16 protein-coding genes are annotated in these 20,299 nt (G+C 65.9%); 12 read left to right on the forward strand and 4 right to left on the reverse strand.

Going from position 1 to position 20,299, the window contains the following annotated elements; all coding sequences use genetic code 11:
- The 3 genes from AC1DYK_RS07720 to AC1DYK_RS07730 all read left to right on the forward strand — a co-directional run.
- The coding region (locus AC1DYK_RS07720) for a phospholipase D-like domain-containing protein (protein WP_478165723.1) at window positions 1-327 on the forward strand (327 nt) is incomplete at its 5' end.
- Window positions 328-465: 138 nt separating this feature from the next.
- Window positions 466-1,041 carry a hypothetical protein gene (locus tag AC1DYK_RS07725; RefSeq protein WP_478165724.1) on the forward strand — a complete coding sequence of 192 codons (576 nt, stop codon included), beginning with the start codon at window positions 466-468 and terminating at the stop codon, window positions 1,039-1,041.
- Window positions 1,042-1,085: 44 nt separating this feature from the next.
- Window positions 1,086-1,694 carry a hypothetical protein gene (locus AC1DYK_RS07730; protein WP_478165725.1) on the forward strand — a complete coding sequence of 203 codons (609 nt, stop codon included), beginning with the start codon at window positions 1,086-1,088 and terminating at the stop codon, window positions 1,692-1,694.
- 181 nt (window positions 1,695-1,875) lie between these two features.
- Here AC1DYK_RS07730 and AC1DYK_RS07735 read toward each other — a convergent pair whose 3' ends face one another.
- The 4 genes from AC1DYK_RS07735 to AC1DYK_RS07750 all read right to left on the reverse strand — a co-directional run bounded on the left by AC1DYK_RS07735 (window position 1,876) and on the right by AC1DYK_RS07750 (window position 7,654).
- Complete coding sequence (locus AC1DYK_RS07735) at window positions 1,876-3,369, reverse strand: DUF1254 domain-containing protein (RefSeq protein WP_478165726.1); 1,494 nt, start codon at window positions 3,367-3,369, stop codon at window positions 1,876-1,878.
- Between the two features lie 52 nt (window positions 3,370-3,421).
- Window positions 3,422-3,889: a hypothetical protein gene (locus AC1DYK_RS07740; RefSeq protein ID WP_478165727.1), complete on the reverse strand. Its 468-nt coding sequence runs from the start codon at window positions 3,887-3,889 to the stop codon at window positions 3,422-3,424.
- A 19-nt stretch (window positions 3,890-3,908) separates the two neighbouring features.
- Window positions 3,909-4,712 carry a DUF2092 domain-containing protein gene (locus AC1DYK_RS07745; RefSeq protein WP_478165728.1) on the reverse strand — a complete coding sequence of 268 codons (804 nt, stop codon included), beginning with the start codon at window positions 4,710-4,712 and terminating at the stop codon, window positions 3,909-3,911.
- A gap of 269 nt (window positions 4,713-4,981) precedes the next feature.
- Window positions 4,982-7,654, reverse strand: coding sequence for a LuxR C-terminal-related transcriptional regulator (locus AC1DYK_RS07750; protein ID WP_478165729.1), 2,673 nt, complete (start codon window positions 7,652-7,654; stop codon window positions 4,982-4,984).
- 297 nt (window positions 7,655-7,951) lie between these two features.
- On the opposite strand from AC1DYK_RS07750, the gene AC1DYK_RS07755 reads away from it, so the two are divergent.
- The 9 genes from AC1DYK_RS07755 to AC1DYK_RS07795 all read left to right on the forward strand — a co-directional run bounded on the left by AC1DYK_RS07755 (window position 7,952) and on the right by AC1DYK_RS07795 (window position 20,076).
- Entirely contained in the window at window positions 7,952-9,085 is a 1,134-nt protein-coding gene (locus AC1DYK_RS07755) for a saccharopine dehydrogenase family protein (RefSeq protein WP_478165730.1), read from the forward strand.
- 87 nt (window positions 9,086-9,172) lie between these two features.
- Complete coding sequence (locus AC1DYK_RS07760) at window positions 9,173-10,729, forward strand: AMP-binding protein (protein ID WP_478165731.1); 1,557 nt, start codon at window positions 9,173-9,175, stop codon at window positions 10,727-10,729.
- Between the two features lie 36 nt (window positions 10,730-10,765).
- A complete protein-coding gene (locus tag AC1DYK_RS07765; RefSeq protein WP_478165732.1) occupies window positions 10,766-11,128 on the forward strand; it encodes a hypothetical protein in 363 nt (120 codons plus the stop codon).
- Window positions 11,129-11,135: 7 nt separating this feature from the next.
- Window positions 11,136-12,377, forward strand: coding sequence for a thiolase family protein (locus AC1DYK_RS07770; protein WP_478165733.1), 1,242 nt, complete (start codon window positions 11,136-11,138; stop codon window positions 12,375-12,377).
- A 9-nt stretch (window positions 12,378-12,386) separates the two neighbouring features.
- On the forward strand, window positions 12,387-13,190 hold the full coding sequence (locus tag AC1DYK_RS07775) for an SDR family NAD(P)-dependent oxidoreductase (RefSeq protein WP_478165734.1): 804 nt from the start codon (window positions 12,387-12,389) through the stop codon (window positions 13,188-13,190).
- A gap of 52 nt (window positions 13,191-13,242) precedes the next feature.
- Entirely contained in the window at window positions 13,243-15,069 is a 1,827-nt protein-coding gene (locus AC1DYK_RS07780) for a DUF1302 domain-containing protein (RefSeq protein WP_478165735.1), read from the forward strand.
- A gap of 35 nt (window positions 15,070-15,104) precedes the next feature.
- A complete protein-coding gene (locus AC1DYK_RS07785; RefSeq protein ID WP_478165736.1) occupies window positions 15,105-16,466 on the forward strand; it encodes a DUF1329 domain-containing protein in 1,362 nt (453 codons plus the stop codon).
- A gap of 11 nt (window positions 16,467-16,477) precedes the next feature.
- A complete protein-coding gene (locus AC1DYK_RS07790; protein ID WP_478165737.1) occupies window positions 16,478-17,569 on the forward strand; it encodes a WD40/YVTN/BNR-like repeat-containing protein in 1,092 nt (363 codons plus the stop codon).
- 2 nt (window positions 17,570-17,571) lie between these two features.
- Window positions 17,572-20,076 (forward strand): efflux RND transporter permease subunit, encoded by a 2,505-nt coding sequence (locus tag AC1DYK_RS07795; protein ID WP_478165738.1) that lies wholly within the window; start codon window positions 17,572-17,574, stop codon window positions 20,074-20,076.
- Window positions 20,077-20,299 lie beyond the last annotated feature (223 nt).

The following is a 20,299-nucleotide window of genomic DNA, read 5'->3' on the forward strand; positions in this document are numbered from 1 at the left end:
CACACCATGAAGCACCTGAAACTGCACGCCAAGATGATGCTGGCCGATGGTGAGCGCGCGATCGTCGGCTCGATCAACCTCGCTCCGGGCAGCTTCGACGGCCGGCGCGAACTGGCCATCGAGACCGACCATTCCGGCACCGTGCAGCGCCTCGAGGAAACCGCGCATCGCGACTGGGTGTCCTCGCACAAGATCGACCTCAGCGACGCCGGCCTTCGCCATGACCTGCAGAAGCGACAGCTCGATCCGAGCAAGCTGGTGCTCAACGACGGCGGCGGCGGGCCCGTGGCGGACCAGCCGAAGAAGCACAAGGGAAAGAAGCACTGAATGGCGGCGACGTCTGCAAGCTTCGCCCGGACACTGGTCGCCGCGGCGGCATGGCCGCTGCTGGCACATGCGGCACTCGCCGCCGACGGTGCCGAGTTCGCGATCCGCTGGGACCCATCGGAAGGCGGTCCGCGAAGCATGGAGGAGGTCGTGGTCTTGCTCGATCTCCCGCACGGCAAGCGGAAGGCCTTCACGGTGCGCTACTTCTCGGTGGTGCAGCCGGCCGACCTGCCGCCGGGCACCCGCGCCATCGCCCGGGAACGCAGCTTCGGGCAGCGGACCGAAGCCATGTACAAGCTCCGGAGCGACGTACCGTTCCTGGCCAGCGGCCCGCTCGCCGCCTGGCGCTGTCCGTTCGAGCCGTACACGAAGCACAAGACCGAGATCGACATCGGCTTCACGGCCGAAGGCCTGCCGCAGAAGAGCTATTCGCGCAGTTGCGATGCCGGCGGCTCGCTCGCGAACGTGCTGCCGGCCCGGTTCGCGGCAAAACCTTTCGGCTGCAGCAGCCAGGTCCTGCGCATCGAGGCGGACCACATCAAGATCGAACGCTGGAGTCTGCCGGGCGGCGCGCTGTCCTTCGAGGTTTCCTGGAACGGCGACGACACCGACGCCGATCTGCGCACGTTCACCCGCCGGGCGGTTACGCCGCTGATGGCCCGCGACATCAAGCCGCTGCGCAAAAGCAAGACCGAGCTTGGCAGCAGCTGCTGATGCCGAGTTGCGCGGCCCCGCCGACTCGCACACTGAATTTCAGCTTGAATCATCCACGGATTCTCATCATCGCCTGGCTGCTGAGCGCACTCTCGATGCCTGCTCCCGCACAGCAGAAGCAAGTCGCCCATACCGTGGCAATGGCTGAACCGATGTCGGGCAAGGCGACGCTCGCCCGCGCCACGAAGATCACCGGCACGGTCGAGGCCGTCGATCTGATGCAGCGTCGGGTTGTGCTCAAGGGCCGCAAGGGCAGGGTGCTCCCCCTGACGGCCGGTCCCGATGTACGCAACCTTGCGCAAGTCAAGCTCGGCGACCGCGTCACGGTGCGTTATCTGGACGCGCTGTCGCTCACACTCAGGAAGGACGGCAAGGAACTTCGCAGCAGCGTCCAGACCGAGGACGCCGCGCGAGCCGCCGCTGGCGATTGGCCGGCAGGAACGGTCGCGCAGCAGGTCGAAGTCACAGCCGACGTGATCGCCGTCCATACCTGGGCCAAGACGGTCACGCTGCGCGGACCGAAGCAAGTCGTCGATCTGAAGCTACGCGACCCCGGCCAAATGAGGCTGATCAAGGTGGGCGACCAGATCCATGCCGTGTACGCCGAGGCGCTGGCGCTCTCCGTGGATCCGGCGGCACCGGCCAAGAAATAGGCCTCGACGACGGACGACTTGACGCGGCGCCCGAACCCGCGCCGGCCGCACGTCGGTGACATGTCAGCGGCTACGCAGATTGTCGGGCGTTCACCCGGACCGATGCTCTCTGCAAGAAGCAAAACGGCGGCCCGTTCACGTGCCGCCGTTGAGTTCCTGACCGGCTTCGTGCCGGAGTCGATCAGGGTAGCAGCTCGATCTCGCCCGGCCGCCAGGTCTTGTTGAACCACGGTTCCAGCGGACCGTAGAGGCGCAGCAGCGTGAACCAGCCCTTGCCCGGAATCGTCTGCACCCAGTTGTTCTCCATTCCCGCCGGGGCCTTCGGTCCGAAGTAGACGTCCACCGAGCCGTCCGCATTGGTCTTGACGCCCTTGCTCTGGCTGCTGACGCTCGGGGCCTTTTGGTCGGTTTGCACCATCGAGCGGGTCTGGTTGTCGTAGACGATGACCGACCAGAAATCCTTGACCGGGACGTTGGGCGGCAGGCGCAGCTTGTAGTTCTTGCCGCCATCCAACGGATGGCCCTTCGCATCCTGGACCGACCAGGGGTACTGCGACCCACGGCCCACCATCTTTTCCTCCATCGCCGGCGTCACGGCGATGGCAAAGTAATAGAAGAAGACGGCACCGTCCAGGTTGCTGACACCGGGCGCCGACTCGAACTTGTAGCCGCCCAGGAACGGCAGGCGCCACGCACTGTCCGGATAGAAATACGCATCCTTCGGGCGAATCTTGAAGGCAATGGTGCGTGCCGTCACCGCGCCGATGTTGGCGGCGTCGGTGAGGATCTTCTTCATCCGCTCATCGGGCGCAAATGGCTTGCCCTTGACGATGCCGATCGAGGCGAACAGGCCCAGGGTGGTCGGGTCGGAACCCTCCGCTGGCTCTTCCTGGATGACCTGGTTCAACAAGCTCCAGAACGAATAGTCACCCGGTGCGACGAAGTTCGCTGGAAGCCCCGAGGCATTGACGAACTTCATCTTCGGCGGGTTGGCGGCTTCGGCCAGGGGATAGAGGCGCAGGTTCTTCTTGGCCGATTCGACGGCGGGTTGGGTGGAGCCGTCTACGAGAAAAGAGCGAAAGACGAAGTAACTGCCGAAGGTGCTCGGCCGCAAGACGTGATACCCGGCGGGTATGTCGCCCTTGAATCCAGGCGGCAACAGGAGGTACTTGCCGCCTTCGCCCTTGTCGGCCCCGGTGATGCCGATGTCGCCCACCCACTTGTACCAGAAGTCGTCGACCGTCCCGAGCACCTTGGGCGGAATCTCGGCCACCACCGGACCCTTGCTCGTGTCGACCCACATGAAGTTGTAGATCGTGTTGTCGTTGCCGGTCAGGGCGACGGTCTTCGAATCGAGCAGATTTTCCCAGATCACGTTGGTCTGGTTGTCGGGTCCGAACTTGCGCAGCGATTCGCGCATACCGGCCTGATTGACGATCGGGATCGCGAGCAGATAGGCCTGAAGGGCGCGCGAACGGTCCAGGTTGTCGTAGATCTTGTCGACGGTTTCGGCCGACGGGTAGCCGTAATTGAGGTTCAGGGTTCCGATCGAAGAATCGATCTTGTTCGGCACGGCGACGCCCGGCGCGATAGGTGTCGTCATCTTGTAGGGCTGTGCGAAAGCCGTCGTGGCGATCGCGGCGGCGATGACCGCGCCAAAAAGTACCTGTTTCATGAGCTTCTATTCTTTCCTTTGTAGATTGATGAGCGAGCCATGCCGGACTGCCCTAAGGTGCAGGCACGACTTCGTAGTAGACGCCGCTGGACCCGAAATAGGGCTTGTACCAATTCGGACCGGCCTGATAGAAGTGGGTGCCGTTCACGACCATATCCCTCGCCCCACTGGGCATCTGCGCCACCTGGGTGCCGATCGGCAAGTTGGGGTGGACCCCATAGACGGGCTGCTGGACGACGATGGCCGATGGCTGCTGGACCACGACCGTGGCGGGGCGCGCCGCGGTCGCGATCGCGGCGCCCACCGCCATGCCGGCGACCGCACCGGCGGCAGCACCGCAGCCGTAGCAGCCGGGGGGGCGGTAGTAGGGGTGATAGTAGGGACGGTGCACGCCACCGACCGCCACAGCCCCGCCGCGCCAGCCGCCCGCAGCGGCGACCCATGCATTCGCAGCAGACAAGGGAGCGAGCGTGCCGGTCACGATCGCGACGCTGATGACGAGTGTCTTGATTTGCTTCATCACATTGTCCTTTGCGTGATCACTTGACTTGTTCGATCTGCTTGAACTCGAGCTTCACCGCACCCTTGGGGATGGACGGGTTGAAGGTCTGCGACGCAACGGGTGCGCCGAGCTTCCAATCGGAGAACTCCACGGTGAACGTCGGTTGACGATCGCCGCTGCGGTAGGAAATGACCATCAGGCGCGGCAGCTTGTCGATGGCGCCGATCCAGACTTCCCAGTCCAGTCCCTCGGCAGTGAACGCCAGGTGATCCGTCTTGACGCCGCCGACGGTCGACTGGCCGACCCAGAACGCGCTGGCAAGATCCTTCGTCAGGAACGCATAGGGGTCCGGAACGAGAAGATCCAGAAACGGCGTCGTGGCATCGGACCCCGGCAGCTCGCTCTTCATGAGTGATTCGATGGCGCCGCCCGCTGCCTCGCGTTGCGCATAGAACTTGCGGTCCACGCCGATGGCGGTCACCGTCTTGCCGTCGTAGACGATGTCGCTCGGGAACAGGTCTCCACGCGCCGCCACGAACAGCTTGTCGGGCCGCTGCATCACCACGCGCGAAGAAGCGAACAGGCTGACGTACTGCCCGGTCGGAGAGGGCGTCGGGACGATGCCGCGAACCTTGAATCCAAGGGTTTTCGCCCCGGCCAGCGTGTCGCTCATGGCCTTGAGCAGACCGAGGGCGCGCTCGTCCTTGAACGCCTTCGCGGATGCTGCGACCGGCGCCGATGTCTCCTGGGCCAGTGCAATGCGATGGGATGCCAGCAGCGTCGAGGCCGCCAGCAAGGCATAGCCAAGCCGATGACCGGTTCTTTTCAGGTTGATGTTCATTCAAATTTCTCCAGAACGGGTTGGGACCCAGGGAGCCTGACCGAGAGGCCCATTGAAGTCCGCTTTGCAGACCCTCGACCGAGTCCATCGCGCCGCTCCTGCCGCGAGGACGACGCGAGTGATGGGTCAAGGCATGGGTCCTCATCGACGACCGCTGCACAGGCAGGGTGCTGATGCTCATCGGTCCCCAGGTACTTTGAGCGCGCCCGAGCTCGCCGTCTACTTCCCTTTGGGGAAGGTGTGCGCGGACGCCTTAGGTCGAACAGGCCCTAGATCAGACCCAATTCGCGCGCCCGTGTGACCGCCTGCATGCGGTTCTTCGCGCCCAGCTTGCCGTTGATGCGACGAAGGTGGCTTTCCACGGTGTTCTCGCTGATGAACAGGTTGCGGCTCAGTTCCTTGTTCGATAGCCCGTCGGCCAGCAGGCGCAGCACCTGGCGCTCGCGCTGGCTCAGCAGGCTTTCGGTCGCACTCTGGGCTGGAGCCGGGGGCACCGCCATCAGGGTGTGGCGCATGGCGTCGCAGACCGCGGCCAGATGCAGGGGGTGCACGCCATCCCGTGTCGCCATCGCCTCCAGCAGGGGCTGAAGATGCCAGGGTTCGTCGGCCAGCACCCGCACAAGTCCCTTGGTACTGGCAACATCCAGCGCTTGCTCGAGCACCTCCAGCGCCTGCGGGCGTTTGAGCGCGGCCTCGTAGGCCTGTGCCAGCAGGCAGCGCAGGCGCACGGCACGGCGCGTGTGATGGGCCGCCTCGGCCTGCGCCACCGCCTCCTGCACGCGCGGGATCATCGACGGTGCCGCCCCCGAGCGCATGGAAAGCCGCACGGCCGTGATGAAGCCATCGTCGAGATCGTCGGCATGGAGGAACTGGCCGGCCTCGGCTTTCCAGCCGCCGCTTTGCTCGATCAGCGTCATGAGGTGGCGCGCACTCGCCAGGTCGCCGCCCAGCAGTGCCAGTCTCAGCTTCTCCTGCCGGGCTGCCGAGGCGATACGAGGTATGCCCCAGGCGTCGCCAAGGTCAAGCATCTCGGAGAGCGTCTGTTGGGCAGACTGGGTGCGCCCGCGCAAGGCGTGCGTGCGCGCCGCCACACGAAAGGCGACGATCACGTAATCCGCGGTGCAGGCGTCCCGGATGGTCGGCAGGTAGTCTTCCAGCAGAAGCTCTACAGCCTGGAGGTCGTTCAGTTCGTAAAGGGCTTCGGCCAAATGGGCTGCAGCGACGCCCGACGCATCCGTGAATCGATAGCCCGCGTCGATGATCTTGTGCAATGTGGCCTCGAAGCGCAGGCGCGCTTCGCCGACGTTGCCCTGGTGCAGCTCAATCGCCCCTTCGAAACACAGGGTGTGATTGAGCCCGTGGATCTCGCCGACATAGGCGCGCTTGGCGGTGGCCAGATAGCGCAGTGCCTGTGCATAGTCTCCTCGGCAAATACAGGCGTAGGCGGACACGTTGAGGATCAAGCCGCGAGTTCGCGGTGGGGCAGCGTCAGAGCCGCCCACGCAGGCGAGGGCGAGTGCCGTGGCTTTCGGAACCTCGTCACCCCACGAATAGGCAGCCAGCCTTGCGCCCACCAACTCGGAGGCGACTTGCGAATCCGACGCAGCCACGCGTTCGACGATGTCGATCAGCCGAATTGCAGCCGCGTGGCGATGACGGATGGCCATGGCGTAGGCGCCGGAAATGGCCAGGTCCGGGTGCGCTTCCAACAAGTGTTCGGGGATGGAGGCGACCCATTTGGCCAGGGCATCGATCTGGCCGGTATTGATCATCTCGGAGGCGCAAAGCGCCATCCACTGGGCAGCGAGTTCGACCGCCCCACCTGCGAGCGCATGGTGGATGGCCTGTATCAAACGACCTTCCTGAGCCAACCACCTTGCGGCCCTCACGTGCAGCCCATGCGCTGACTCGCCTACCGGAACACCCGGTTGATTGCGAAGGAATGCCAGAAACAACGGATGGTACTCATGCCAATCGCCGCCGTCCGATTCAACAGCAAACAGGAGAATGTTCTCGCGTTCGATCTCTTGCAGCAGGACCATGCTGTCTGCGCGGTCCAGGACGGCATCGCACATGGCGGCGCAGAAGGTTTCGAACAGGGCGGTTTGCCGCAGAAAGTCCAACTGATGCGATGGCAGTCTCGCGAGAACGTCTTCGGCAAGATAGCTTGCCATGGCCCGTGAAAATTCCCCGGTACCGCGCAAAGCCGCATCGACGCCTGCGGAGCCAATGAGCGAGCCCGCCAGTTGCAAGGCCACAGGCCAGCCATCGGTCTGGGCCTGGAGCATGGCCAGGTCGGGCTCATCGATGGGTGAGGTCAGACGGGCGGCGAGGTAGTCGCGCATGTCCTCCATCGAGAACCGCAGCGCCTTCCGATCGATCTCCAGCAATGCCCCTTGCGCTCGAAGCCGTCCCAGTGCCAGCGTTGGCATCGAACGCGAGCCGATCACGACGCGCTGGTCCGGTCCCAGTGTGTCGATGACACGGACGAATGTGTGCAGTACCTCGAGGTTGTCGAGACGTTCGACATCGTCGACGAACAGCACGAAGCCGGTTTGGACCGCGGCCAGCTCGTTGAGCAGCTGGTAGGCACGGCTGCCTGCTGTCGCATCGGCATGGTCGCCTTCGACGAGCGCGCGCGCCGGAAGCAACTTCGAAAACACCGGCGCCAGCGCCGACTGCAGATGAGAGACAAATCGCCCCGGATCGTTGTCGTCCTGATCGACCGTCAGCCACGCCACCGGGATCCCCTGCTCATGCAGCGCACGATGGCATTGCCCCATGGCGGTGGACTTCCCGTATCCCGCTGGCGCAGTGACCAGCACCACGCTCGCCGCAGACTGAGCAAGGAGCGCAGCGACCGCGTTGCGCTCGATTTCATGAGGAACCGGACGAGGAGCGCACAGCTTCAGGAATAGCGGCCTTGGGGCATAGGACAACATCACAGAAGCGGGCGGGTGACTTTCGGGAGTGCGGCCATTCTCCCATTGCGAACTTCGATTGCGGCTTCCGGGTAAGTACTGATGGCGAAGGCGCGCGCGTCAAGGCGGCTGAGGTCTCGCGCAACCATCTGGCGCGGGGGAAGGACAGTCGTTCACGGAATTCCGTGAATCGATGCTTGGAATGAATTCCCGGCTTTCCGTGATTGAGCGGCACACGGCAAATCAGGACACTGGCGGCAAGGCTGAGGCGTTCGGCCCTTTCTTCAAGCAGCGCAACACTCACACAGGAGACTCGCAATGGCAAAGCACCCCGTCGTCGTCTATGGAGCCAGTGGCTACACCGGCATGCTCATCATGGACGCGCTCATCGACCAGAACATTCCTTTCACCGCAGTCGCCCGCAGCGCCGCACGCACCCGCGAAATGATGGCGCAGCGCGTGGTCCGCCTGGAATCCGCGACCTATGAAATCATCGAATGCGACCACGACGTCGCGTCGCTGACGAAGGCCTTCGCGGGCGCCAAGGTCGTCTGCAACACCGTCGGTCCATTCGTGGATTTCGGCTTGGTGGCCGTCGAAGCCGCGCTCAAGGCGGGCTGCCACTATGTCGATAGCACGGGAGAGCAGGCCTACATCCTGCAAGTGCGCGAGCAATTCGATAGTCTGTTCCGCCAGGCCGGTCTGCTGGTAGCGCCGTCTACTTCCTACATGTTTAGCTTCGCGGAAATCGCCGCCGAACTGGCGCTCGAAACCGAGGGCGTGGACACGCTCGAGACCGCCACCCTGTGCCGTGGCCCGCGCGGCGCCGGCTCGGGTGTCACCGTCGGCTCGACCGCGTCGATCTTCGGGCAGTATCGCGAGCAAGAGCTCTACCTGTGGGAGAAGAAGCTGGTCAAGCATGCGCCCGGCACCAGCTACAACATCGTCTCGCCCGATTTCATGCAGCCGATCTTTTGCCTTCCTTGGGGCGGCACCTCGCTGCCGGTGTTCTACGAGCAGGACTCGCGCGTGCGGGCCTGCACATCGGCCGTCGGCTTCTATGACAACGAGGTGATGAAGCTGGTGCATTCGGTCGGCCAGAAGTGGGAAGCCGAATACAAGCACCTGAGCAAGGGCGAGCAGGATGCGGTGGTCAAACATCTCGTCGACTCCACGACGCCGCAGATGCCGCCGCGTGAGCGCACCACGATCCAGCGCACCGTCGACTTCGCCATCGGCCGCGGTCATCTCGCGGCCGTGCGCGCCACGGTGCATGGCCTGACTCCCTACATTTCCACCGGCGTATTGCAGGCGGCCGCTGCGATCAAGCTGATCGACAACGACACCGCCAAGGTCGGCTTCGCCTCGGCCGCCAAGGCCCTGGGCCATCGCTACCTGTTGGGCTTCCTCGAGCAGCGTGGGCTGGCGAGAGCCACCGTCACGCACCTCTGACACGCTGATCATTCTCGCGAGGCATCTCGGGCCGGCAGCCGCCGGCCCTGCGGATGCGCTCGCGCCCGAGATTCCAAAGGAGGCCCCATGGCCATCATCGATTTCTTCGACCGCGGCTGGCGCATCAACCCGACCGGCATCGCCTACATCCAGGACGAGCGAAAGTACAGTTTCGACGAGGTCGGCAACCTGTCCTGCCGCATCGCCAACCAACTGCTGGCGGACGGATTCGCCAAGGGTACGCGCGGCGCCGTCTGGGCCGGCAACGACGTGACCGCATGGATTTGCACCCTCGGCCTGTGGCGCGCGAACATGACGTGGATTCCCATCAACGTGCGCAATGCCTCCGAGGAGAACCACTACATCCTCGACAGCTTCGATTGCGAGATCGTCTTCTTCCAGCAGGCCTTCGGCGCCCAGATCGACGCGCTGCGCGAGCGCCTGCCGAAGGTTCAGCGCTGGATCTGCCTGGACGGCCTTCATCCCGGTGCGCAAGCGCTGGCGGATTGGACGGAAACAGCGGCTGCCACCCGACCCGATGTGGCCTGCGACATGGACGACGTGGTCGCGTTGTCGCCCACCGGCGGCACCACCGGCAGCCCCAAGGGCGTGATGAACACGCACCGAAGCCTGCAGGCCTTCATTGCACACTTCATGACAGCCGCGAGCTACGGCGGCGACGAATATCCGGTGAACCTGGCCGCGGCGCCGATCACACACACCGCCGGCATGCTCGCGGTGCCCTGCACGGCCCGCGGCGGCACCGTGATCGTGCTGACAAAGCCGGACCCTGCGCTCCTGCTGGGAGCGATCGCGCGCCACAGAGTGACCGAACTCTTCCTGCCGCCGACGGTGATCTACAAGCTGCTGGACATTCCCGGCATCGAGAAGGTCGACTTTGCCTCGCTGCGCTACTTCCTCTACGGTGCGGCGCCCATGTCCGTCGAGAAGCTCAAGCGCGCCATCGAAGTCTTCGGCCCGGTGATGATGGGCGGCTACGGCCAGACCGAATGCCCGGCCTCGATCTCCTTCCTGACACCGGCCGAGCACTTCGTCCTCGGTCGCATCGCGGGGGATGAGCGCCTGTCGTCCGTAGGGCGGCCCAATCCCCTGGTGCGCGTGGAGATCATGAACGAACGCGGCGAACTGCTGGCACAGGGCGAGACCGGCGAGATCTGCGTGCGCGGCGACCTGGTCATGAAGGGCTACTACAAGGCCCCGGAGAAGACCGCCGAGACCCTCGTCGATGGCTGGCTGCATACCGGCGACGTCGGGCACCTCGACGCCGAGGGCTACCTGCACATCACCGACCGCAAGAAGGACATGATCATCAGCGGCGGCTTCAACGTCTATCCGAGCGAAGTCGAGCAGGTGATCTGGGCGCACCCCGCGGTGCAGGACTGTGCCGTCATCGGCGTGCCCGACGAGAAATGGGGCGAGGCGGTGAAGGCCGTCGTCGAACTGAGCCCCGGCCAGGAAGTCGGCGCCGACGAGTTGATCGCGCTGTGCCGCGAGAAGCTCGGTCCGGTGAAGTCGCCGAAAACGATCGACTTCACGGCCGCGCTGCCGCGCAGTGCCGCAGGCAAGGTCCTCAAGAAGGACTTGCGGGCTCCCTACTGGGCCCATGCCGCACGTGCGATCTGAGCGCTCCCGCACCGCCACACCTCCACGAGAACCACGATGACACTCGCACAAACCAAGGCCCTTTTCTATTCCGCTGCGCTCTTCAACTGGGCCGCCGTGTTGATCCTGGCGCTCCTTGCGCATGCGTTGGGCCTGGAGCCGCCGCTGCAGTCCCTGTTCGGCCAGATCACCCTCGGCGCCATCTTCGTCTTCGGGTGCGGCTACTGGCTGGTCGGAATGGCGCCGACCGCCTACCGCGGCATCGTCGCGCTGGGTGTGCTCGGCAAGCTGGCGGTCGTGGCGATCGTCTGGGCGAACTGGCTGGCGGGCAGCACGACGCCGCAAATGGCGCTCCTGGTGAGCGGCGACGTCATCTACTCGCTGCTGTTCCTGCGCTTCCTGCAGCGCAGCGCGGCCTGAGGCCACCATGAACGGCGTCTACATTGCCGGCGTCGGCATGACCGTGTTCGGTCGCCATCCGGAGCGTTCGCTCGAAGACATGGCGGGCGAAGCGCTGAATGGCGCCCTGCAGGATGCGGGATGCTACATCGGCGATCTCGGCGCGGCTTTCTACTCGGGCGTGACCAACGGGCCGCTGCAGGGGCAGCTCTCGATCCCGGGCCAGGTCGTCCTCGGCAAGAGCGGCATCGCAGGCATTCCGATCTTCAACGTCGAGAACGCCTGCGCCTCCGGCAGCACGGCGCTCCACTTGGCCGTCCAGCACCTGAAGGCGGGTGCCTGCGACATCGCACTCGCGCTGGGCGCGGAGAAGATGAACGTTGCCGACAAGCCCAAGGCCTTCGCGCTCTTCGAGGCCGGCTGGGACGTCTCGCGCGCACAGCAGAACTACGAGCAGTTGATTCGCATGGGCGAGGGCATCGAGCCGCCTCCGGGGTCGGAATCCGACAAGCCCTACAGCCGCTTCATGGCGATCTACGCGGCGTTGTGCCGTCATCACATGAAGACGCACGGCACCACGCAGCGACAGATCGCAGCGGTTTCGGCCAAGAACCATCTGCACTCCGTGCACAACGCGCTGTCGCAGATTCGCAAGCCATTCACCATCGACGAAGTCCTGGCCGCGCCGCCCATCACCTATCCGTTGACCTTGCCGATGTGCGCGCCGCTGTCCGACGGTGCGGCGGCGGTCATCATCTGCACCGCAAAGGGCCTGCGCCGCATCAGCGCGTTGGCTTCGCGCAACGTGAAAGTCGCTGCGAGCGTGATGCGCAGCTTCACCGTGCGCGGGCTCGATCAGCCGGATCTCAACATCGGCCGGCTCGCAGCGCAGCAGGCCTACGACCAGGCCGCGCTCGGCCCCGGCGACATGCACGTGGCCGAGGTGCACGATGCGTCCGCGATGGGGGAGATCATCCAGGCCGAAAACCTCGGCCTTGTCCCGCTCGGACAAGGCGGCCCCGCCGCAGAGCGCGGCGACTTCACCATCGGCGGACGCATTCCGATCAATCCCTCCGGCGGCCTGGAGTCCAAGGGCCACCCCTTGGGCGCGACCGGGCTGGGCCAGATCCACGAGTTGGTCACTCAACTGCGCGGTGAAGCCGGCGCACGCCAGGTCCACGGCGCACGCCATGCCATCCAGGAAAACGGGGGCGGCCTCCAGGGCATCGAAGAGGCCGCCCTTGCCATTCATATTCTCACCAAGAACTAAGGAGACTTCGTGCAACCCCATTTCAAAGGCAAGGTCGCGGTCATCACCGGCGCCGGTTCGGGCATCGGTCGGGCGCTGGCCCTTCAGCTCGCCGCCGCCGGTGCGCGACTCGCGCTGTCCGACGTCGACGCGACGGGACTCGTTCAGACGATTCGCCAGCTCCCGGCCGGCAGCGAGGCGCGCGCGTACGCGCTCGACGTCTCGTCGCGCGAAGCCGTGTTTGCGCACGCGGACGACGTGAGGCGCGACTTCGGCGCTGCGCACTTCGTCTTCAACAACGCCGGCGTCACCGTGATCGGCACGGTGGAGCATCTCGAGATCGAGGAGATCGAGTGGCAACTCAACATCAATCTGTGGGGCGTGATCTACGGCACCAAGGCCTTTCTGCCGATGATGCTGTCGCAGCGCGAGGGCTGCATTGTCAACATGTCGAGCGTGTTCGGGCTGGTCGGCTTTCCGGCCCAGAGCGCCTACAACATCTCCAAATTCGGCGTTCGCGGACTCACCGAGTGCCTGTGGCGTGAACTCGAAGGCACTGGCGTGCGGGCGCTCAGCGTGCACCCTGGCGGCATCAAGACGAACTTCGAGCGAGCCGGCCGGCGATGCAAGAACGCTGGAAAGGAAGAGGCGCGCTTCTCGGCCTTGGGCGAAAAGCTGCTCACCACTCCGCCAGAGGACTGCGCAGCCGCCATCCTGAAAGGCGTGCGGCTAGGCAAGAAGCGCGTGGTGACGGGCAACCAGTCCACCACGCTGTTCTGGCTGTCGCGGTTGCTGCCGAACAGCTATCACAACGTCGTCAAGCTGATCGCCTGAGCCGGCATCTTCGCCGCCAACTCATCAGAAAAAGAATTCAAGAGACAACTCCATGCCCCAGCACCTCACGCGCACGCCGGTCACCAGGCACCGCCTCAGCGCATTGACTTCTGCAGCGCTCGCGCTCCTCGCGCTCGCCTCAACCTCCCGCGCCATGGAGATCGATACCGGCAATCCGGATGTCGTGGTGCGCTGGGACAACACGGTGCGCTACAACCTGGGCTATCGCACGCAGGACCAGTCCAAGGCGATCCTCGGCAATCCGAACAACGACGACGGCGACCGCAACTTCGGCAACGGCGCCTTGATCGCCAGCCGGATCGATCTGCTGAGCGAGTTCGACATGGTGGTCGACAAGAAGTACGGCTTTCGCGTCAGCGGCGCGGCCTGGGCCGACGGTGCCTACAACAGCCTGGACAACCACAACAACGCCACCGCCAACACCCTGTCGTACGGCCTGCCGACCGCGGGCATCCTGTCGCCCTACACCAGCCGCTATGCCAAGGGCCCGTCGGGCGAACTGCTCGACGCCTTCGTGTTCGGCAGCCGCGACTTCGGCGACACCAACGTCGGCCTGCGGCTCGGCAAGACCACCGTCTACTGGGGCGAAAGCCTGCTGGGCGGCGGTGCGATCCACGGCATCTCCTACGGCCAGTATTCGCTGGACCTCTGGAAGGCGCTGGCGACGCCCGGCATCGAGGCCAAGGAGCTCTATCGCCCGCGCACGCAGATGACCCTGCAGGTGCAGCCGGCACCGGACCTGTCGCTGTCGGCGCAGACCTTCTTCGACTGGGAAGCAGCGCGCTATCCGGAATCGGGCAGCTACCTGACGGTCAACGACGCACTGCTCTACGGCGGCCAGTCGCTGATCACGGGCCCGGGCCAGCGGCTGCTGCAGGCCGCCGCGGGCGAGCCCAACAAGAACGGCGACTTCGGCCTGTCGGCGCGCTGGAGCCCCGACTGGCTCGACGGCACCGCCGGCCTCTACGGCCGCCGCACCGCGGACATCCAGCCGCAGCTCGCGCTGACGCCGGCAGTGGCCGCCGTGCCGGCCGCCGCCTGCGCCCGTGCCGGCGCGACCGCCATCGGCCCGACCACCTGCTACATCAACCCGGGGGCCGCCACGCTGTCGCAGATCCGCGCCGGCTACCTCGGCCAGTACCAGGCCTTCTACGGCAAGGACATCGACATCTACGGCCTGAGCCTGGCGAAGAACATCGCCGGCCTGAGCTTCGGCGCCGAACTGAGCTACCGCCACAACATGCCGCTGCAGAGCACGCCGGTGCAGGTACTCCCGGCCGGCCTGGCGAATCCGGCGCTCGGCCAGATCACGCCCGCGCAGCTTGCCAACGGCGGCGCGCCCGGCGCGGTGGGCAACACCATGCACGGCGTGTTCAACCTGATCGGCTCGGTCTCCAGGACGCCGCTGTGGGACAGCGCCACCTGGATGGCCGAAGTCACCTGGAACCGTTGGCTGAGCGTGGCGCAGAACCCCAATGTCTTCAAGGGCAGCGCGGCCTACCGCGCGGTGGCCGCCAACGTCGATGCGGTGACGCGCGACTACTTCGGCCTGGCGATCAACTTCACGCCGACCTGGTTCCAGGTCTACCCCGGCGTGGACCTGTCTATGCCGCTGAGTTGGGGCGGAGGTCTGTCGGGCATCTCGGCCGTGACGACGGGCGGTGCCAAGAACAACGGCTCCTACTCGCTGGGCGTCGCCGCGGATGTGCGAAACAAGTACAACTTCGCGCTGCGCTACGTGGGCTTCTACGGCAACTACAGCACCACGGCGGCCGGTGCGATGAACGTCGCCGAGAGCGTCAACGCGCTGCTGTCCGACCGTGGCCACGTGCTGCTGACTTTCAAGACGACCTTCTGAGGTCGATCGATCCCCTACCGAACGGAGACATTCCCATGAAGAAACTCACCCTCGTGGCCGGCGCAGTGATCGCGCTGGCCGCTCAATCCGTCCTCGCTGCCGTCGGGCCCGATGAAGCGAAGAAGCTGGGCACCACGCTCACCCAGACCGGCGCCGAGCGCGCCGGCAATGCCGACAAGACGATCCCCGAGTACACCGGCGGCCTGACCACGCCGCCGCCCGGCTACGAGAAGGGCTCGGGCATCCGCCCCGACCCGTACGCCGCCGAGAAGCCGCTCTACGCCATCACGGCGCAGAACATGGCGCAGTACGAATCCAAGCTGACCGCCGGCACCAGGGAGATGCTGAAGAAGTACCCGACGATGCGCGTCGACGTGTACCCGTCGCATCGCTCGATGGCCTTCCCGAAGTACGTGCTCGACAACACGGTGAAGAACGCCACCGCCGTCAAGACCACCGACGACGGACTGGGCCTGGAAGGCACCTACGCGGGCATTCCCTTCCCGATCCCGAAGACCGGCAACGAAGCGATGTGGAACCACCTGCTGCGCTTCACCGGCCAGAGCTCCTACACGCAGTACGACTCGATCAATGTGGATTCGTCTGGCAAGGCGGTGCTCGCCACCACCGGCCAGATCCACATGGACTATCCGTACTACGACCCGAAGCGCACCGGCGCATCGAGCGACAGCGACATCTATTTCCGCACCAGGATCGCCTACACCGCGCCGGCCCGCCGCAATGGTGAAGCGCTGCTGGCGCAGGACTACATCAACCCGATGAAGTACGGCCGCCGCGCCTGGCAGTACCTGCCCGGCCAGCGCCGCGTCAAGCTCGCACCCGATATCGCCTACGACACGCCGAACCCCGGCTCGGCCGGCGCATCGACGTACGACGACGCCTGGGTCTTCAACGGTGCGATGGACCGCTACGACTTCAAGCTGGTCGGCAAGCAGGAGATGCTTGTTCCCTACAACGCGTTCAAGCTGATCTACGCGAAGGATCCGTACGCGACCACCACGCCGAACCACCTGAACCCGGACTACGTGCGCTGGGAACCGCATCGCGTGTGGGTGGTCGAGGCCACGCTGAAGGCCGACAAGCGCCACATCTACGCCAAGCGCACCTTCTACATCGACGAGGACAGCTGGATCGCCGTGGCTTCGGACGAATACGACGCGCGCGGCCAGCTCTACCGCGCCGGCTTCGTGTATTCGAACCCCGCCTACGAAGTGCCCGCACCGACCAGCGTCGGCCAGTCGTTCCACGACTTCACCACCGGCGGCTACAACATGACCGGCCTGATGGGCGCCTACAACGTCGGCCTGAAGTTCATGGAGCCGCAGTCGGCCAACGCCTGGTCCGCGGACGCCCTGGCCGGCTCCGGCGTGCGCTGACGGGAGCAGGCATGCAGCGTCGCAGCATCCTCCTGGCCGCCCTGGCTTCCGGCGCGGGCGTGTGCGCCCGCGCCGGCGAAGCCGGCAAGGCCGATAGCGGCAGCGAGATGCTCGACCTGCCGGCACGCATGAGCGCGGTGGCCGACCAGCGTCTCATCACCGGCATCGCGCGCGCCGGCGGCCGCCTGGTGGCCGTCGGGCAGCGCGGCCATATCCTGCATTCGTCCGGCGGCGGCCAGCCGTGGGTGCAGTCCGAGGTGCCGGTGAGCATCGACCTCACCGCCGTGCGCTTCGTCGACGACAGCATCGGCTATGCCACCGGCCACGACGGCGTGGTGCTCGGCACGCGCGACGGCGGCCTCGGCTGGACGCGACTGCTCGACGGACGACAGGCCAATGCATTGGTGCTCGATCAGATGCGGCAACGCACCGCCGCGGCCGATGCCAGCGATGCCGACCGCAAGCTGCTCGACGAAGCCAGGCGCAATGCCGAGGCCGGCCCCGACAAGCCCTTCCTCGACCTGCATTTCCACAGCGCCAGCCAAGGCTTCGTGGTCGGTGCCTACGGGCTCGTGCTGCGCACCGCAGATGGCGGCAAGCGCTGGGAGTCGTGGTTCGACCGCGTCGACAACCCCGGCTTGCTGAGCATCTACGCCATCTGCGCCGCGCGCGGCGCGACCTACGCCGCCGGTGAAGCCGGGCTGCTGCTGAAGCTCGACGCCGATGGCCGGCGATTCCGCGCGCTGACCTCGCCCTACAAGGGCAGCTTCTTCGGCGTCGTGGCGACGAGCGCCGGCGTGCTGGCCTTCGGCATGCGCGGCAATGCCTTCCTGAGCGTCGACGAAGGCCGGACCTGGCAGCCGGTGGACACCGGCCTGCCGGCCAGCATCGTGAGCGGCGCGGTCGCCGACGACGGCACCGTGGCGCTCGTCGACCAGGGCGGCAGCATTGCGCTCAGCGCCGATGGCGGACGCCACTTCACCCGTTCGGGCCTGCGCCCGCAAATGCCGCTGGCCGCCGTCGCGTTCAGCTCGAATGCCTCGCTGGTCGTGGGCGGCCCGCGTGGCCTGCGCACCATCGAGCTGGCGACCAAGGACAAATAGAAATGGCAGTCTCTTCAGGCCTCGACCGCATGCCGGTCGTGCGCGACCTCGCGGATTTCCCGCGCGACTCCGGCAACTGGCTGGAACGCGCCGTCTTCAACCACCGCCTGGCGGTGGCCCTGGCCTGCCTGGTCGCCACGCTGGTGCTGGGCATCTTCGCCACCCGCGTCGCGCTCAACGCCAGCTTCGACAAGATGATCCCCGTGGGTCATCCCTACATCCAGAACTACCTCAACAACCGCAGCGAACTGCGCGGCATGGGCAACACGTTGCGCGTCGTGGTCGAGAACGAGAAGGGCGACATCTTCGACGCCCGCTACCTCGATGCGCTCAAGCACATCAACGACGACCTGTTCCTGACGCCGGGCGTTGACCGCGCCTGGGTCAAGTCGCTGTGGACGCCGGCCACGCGCTGGACCGAAGTGACCGAGGAAGGCTTTCAAGGCGGGCCGGTCATGCCCGACAACTTCAGTGGCGCACCCGCCAGCGTCGATCGGCTGCGGCTCAACGTCGCGCGGGCGGGTCTCGTCGGCAGCATCGTGGCCAACGACTTCAAGTCGAGTGCCATCGTCGCGCCGTTGCTCGACGGCGGCAAGGACGGCCGCCTCGACTACTGGCAGCTCTCGCGTGAAGTCGAGACCAGGATCCGCGACAAGTACGAGCACGGCCTCGCGCCGGACGGCAAGCCCTGGGGCGTGAAGGTGCACGTCATCGGCTTCGCCAAGATCATCGGCGACCTGCTCGACGGGCTGCTGCAGGTGATGCTGTATTTCGGCGTCGCCACGATCGTCGCCGGCCTGCTGCTGTACGGCTACACGCGCTGCGTGCGCAGCACGGCGATGGTGCTGGCCTGCTCGCTGGTGGCGGTGCTCTGGCAGGTCGGCCTGGTGCGACTGGTGGGGCTCGAGCTCGATCCCTACTCGATGCTGGTGCCTTTCCTCGTCTTCGCCATCGGCGTCAGCCACGGCGCGCAGAAGATGAACGGCATCATGCAGGACATCGGCCGCGGCACGCACCGGCTGGTGGCCGCGCGCTACACCTTCCGCCGCCTGTTCCTCGCCGGCGTCACCGCGCTGCTGGCGGACGCGATCGGCTTCGGCGTGCTGATGCTGATCCCGATCCCGGTGATCCGCGAACTGGCGCTCACCGCCAGCATCGGCGTCGCCGTGCTGATCTTCACCAACCTGCTGCTGCTGCCGGTGCTGCTGTCGTACGTCGGCGTGAGCCCGGCCGCGGCCGCCCGGAGCCTGGAACTGGAGCAGGAACAAGCCGCCGGCCGCGGCGGGCGCGTGTGGCGCCTGCTGGGCCACTTCGCGCAAAGGCGCAGCTGGGCGCTCGCCGCCATCCTCGGGTCGCTGGCGCTGACGGTCGGCGGCTATGCGATCAGCACGCGGCTCCAGGTCGGCGACCTCGATCCCGGCGCGCCGGAGCTGAGGCCGGACTCCCGCTACAACCGCGACAACGCGTTCATCACGAAGAACTACTCGCTGTCCAGCGACCTGTTCGCGGTCATCATCAAGACGCCGAAGGAAGGCTGCCTCAAGTACGACACGCTGGTGCACGTCGACCGCCTGGCCTGGGAACTGCAGCAGCTGCCGCAGGTGCGCACCACCATCGCGCTGACCGATGTCGTGCGGCAGATCACCGCCGGCTCCTTCGAAGGCAACCTGAAGTGGCAGACCATCTCGCGCAACCAGGACATCCTGAACTACGGCGCACAGCAGGCCACGGTCAACAACCCGGAGATGTTCAACACCGAATGCTCGGTGATGCCGCTGGTGGCCTATCTCACCGACCACAAGGCCGAGACGCTGCAGAAAGTGCTGCGCGTGGTGGAGAAGTTCGTCGCCGAGCATCCGACCGACCCCGCCGTGGTGCAGGTGCTGCCGGCCGCCGGCTCGGCCGGCATCGAGGCGGCGACCAATATCGTGGTGCACGAGGCCAACCGCACGATGCTTCTGTACGTGTATGCCGCGGTCATCGCGCTGTGCTTCCTGACCTTCCGCTCGTGGCGCGCGGTGGTGGTGGCGGTGATCCCGCTGGTCATCACCTCGATCCTGTGCGAGGCGCTGATGGTGCTGCTGGGCATCGGCGTGAAGGTTGCGACCCTGCCGGTGATCGCGCTCGGCGTGGGCATCGGCGTCGACTACGCGCTGTACCTGCTGAGCGTGCAGCTGGCCGGGCAGCGCCGCGGCCTGAGCCTGGCACAGGCCTACAGCGATGCACTGCTCTTCACCGGCCGCGTGGTCGCGCTCGTCGGCGTGACGCTGGCCGCCGGTGTGATCACCTGGGCCTTTTCGCCGATCAAGTTCCAGGCCGACATGGGCATCCTGCTGACGTTCATGTTCCTGTGGAACATGGTCGGCGCTCTCGTGCTGATCCCGGCGCTGTCCCACTTCCTGCTCAACGACCGCCACATCAAGCGCGCCGTATCCGGCGACCGGCGGACGACCGACGAACCCTCCGGCGCCGTACGGTCTTTCGCCGCCGCGGAGCATGCCGGGTAGCAGGGCCCGTCTCCAGGAGGGCGGAGCACCCGGAGATCACTGCATGGGTGCCGCCCCTCGGAAACCAGTTGCGCGACCGTGTCGGCAGGCGTACACAGGAGGGTCGGATCCGACCGGCCTTCGGCGCAGTGAACATCCTTCAAGGCGCGAAGCCGCGTTTCCTTGATGACCGCCAGGTCGAGATGCCCGTCGGCTGCCAGGCTCGGATCCCCCAGGAGTGACG

It is taken from the genome of Variovorax sp. P2_H12, assembly GCF_056403395.1.

Bases quoted from the DNA above. Each gene is read 5' to 3' on its own strand.
- AC1DYK_RS07740 (WP_478165727.1), bottom strand. From the start codon at position 3,889: ATGAAGCAAATCAAGACACTCGTCATCAGCGTCGCGATCGTGACCGGC.
- AC1DYK_RS07735 (WP_478165726.1), bottom strand. From the start codon at position 3,369: ATGAAACAGGTACTTTTTGGCGCGGTCATCGCCGCCGCGATCGCCACG.
- AC1DYK_RS07785 (WP_478165736.1), top strand. From the start codon at position 15,105: ATGAAGAAACTCACCCTCGTGGCCGGCGCAGTGATCGCGCTGGCCGCT.
- AC1DYK_RS07755 (WP_478165730.1), top strand. From the start codon at position 7,952: ATGGCAAAGCACCCCGTCGTCGTCTATGGAGCCAGTGGCTACACCGGC.
- AC1DYK_RS07790 (WP_478165737.1), top strand. From the start codon at position 16,478: ATGCAGCGTCGCAGCATCCTCCTGGCCGCCCTGGCTTCCGGCGCGGGC.
- AC1DYK_RS07745 (WP_478165728.1), bottom strand. From the start codon at position 4,712: ATGAACATCAACCTGAAAAGAACCGGTCATCGGCTTGGCTATGCCTTG.
- AC1DYK_RS07780 (WP_478165735.1), top strand. From the start codon at position 13,243: ATGCCCCAGCACCTCACGCGCACGCCGGTCACCAGGCACCGCCTCAGC.
- AC1DYK_RS07750 (WP_478165729.1), bottom strand. From the start codon at position 7,654: ATGTTGTCCTATGCCCCAAGGCCGCTATTCCTGAAGCTGTGCGCTCCT.
- AC1DYK_RS07770 (WP_478165733.1), top strand. From the start codon at position 11,136: ATGAACGGCGTCTACATTGCCGGCGTCGGCATGACCGTGTTCGGTCGC.
- AC1DYK_RS07760 (WP_478165731.1), top strand. From the start codon at position 9,173: ATGGCCATCATCGATTTCTTCGACCGCGGCTGGCGCATCAACCCGACC.
- AC1DYK_RS07765 (WP_478165732.1), top strand. From the start codon at position 10,766: ATGACACTCGCACAAACCAAGGCCCTTTTCTATTCCGCTGCGCTCTTC.
- AC1DYK_RS07725 (WP_478165724.1), top strand. From the start codon at position 466: ATGGAGGAGGTCGTGGTCTTGCTCGATCTCCCGCACGGCAAGCGGAAG.
- AC1DYK_RS07795 (WP_478165738.1), top strand. From the start codon at position 17,572: ATGGCAGTCTCTTCAGGCCTCGACCGCATGCCGGTCGTGCGCGACCTC.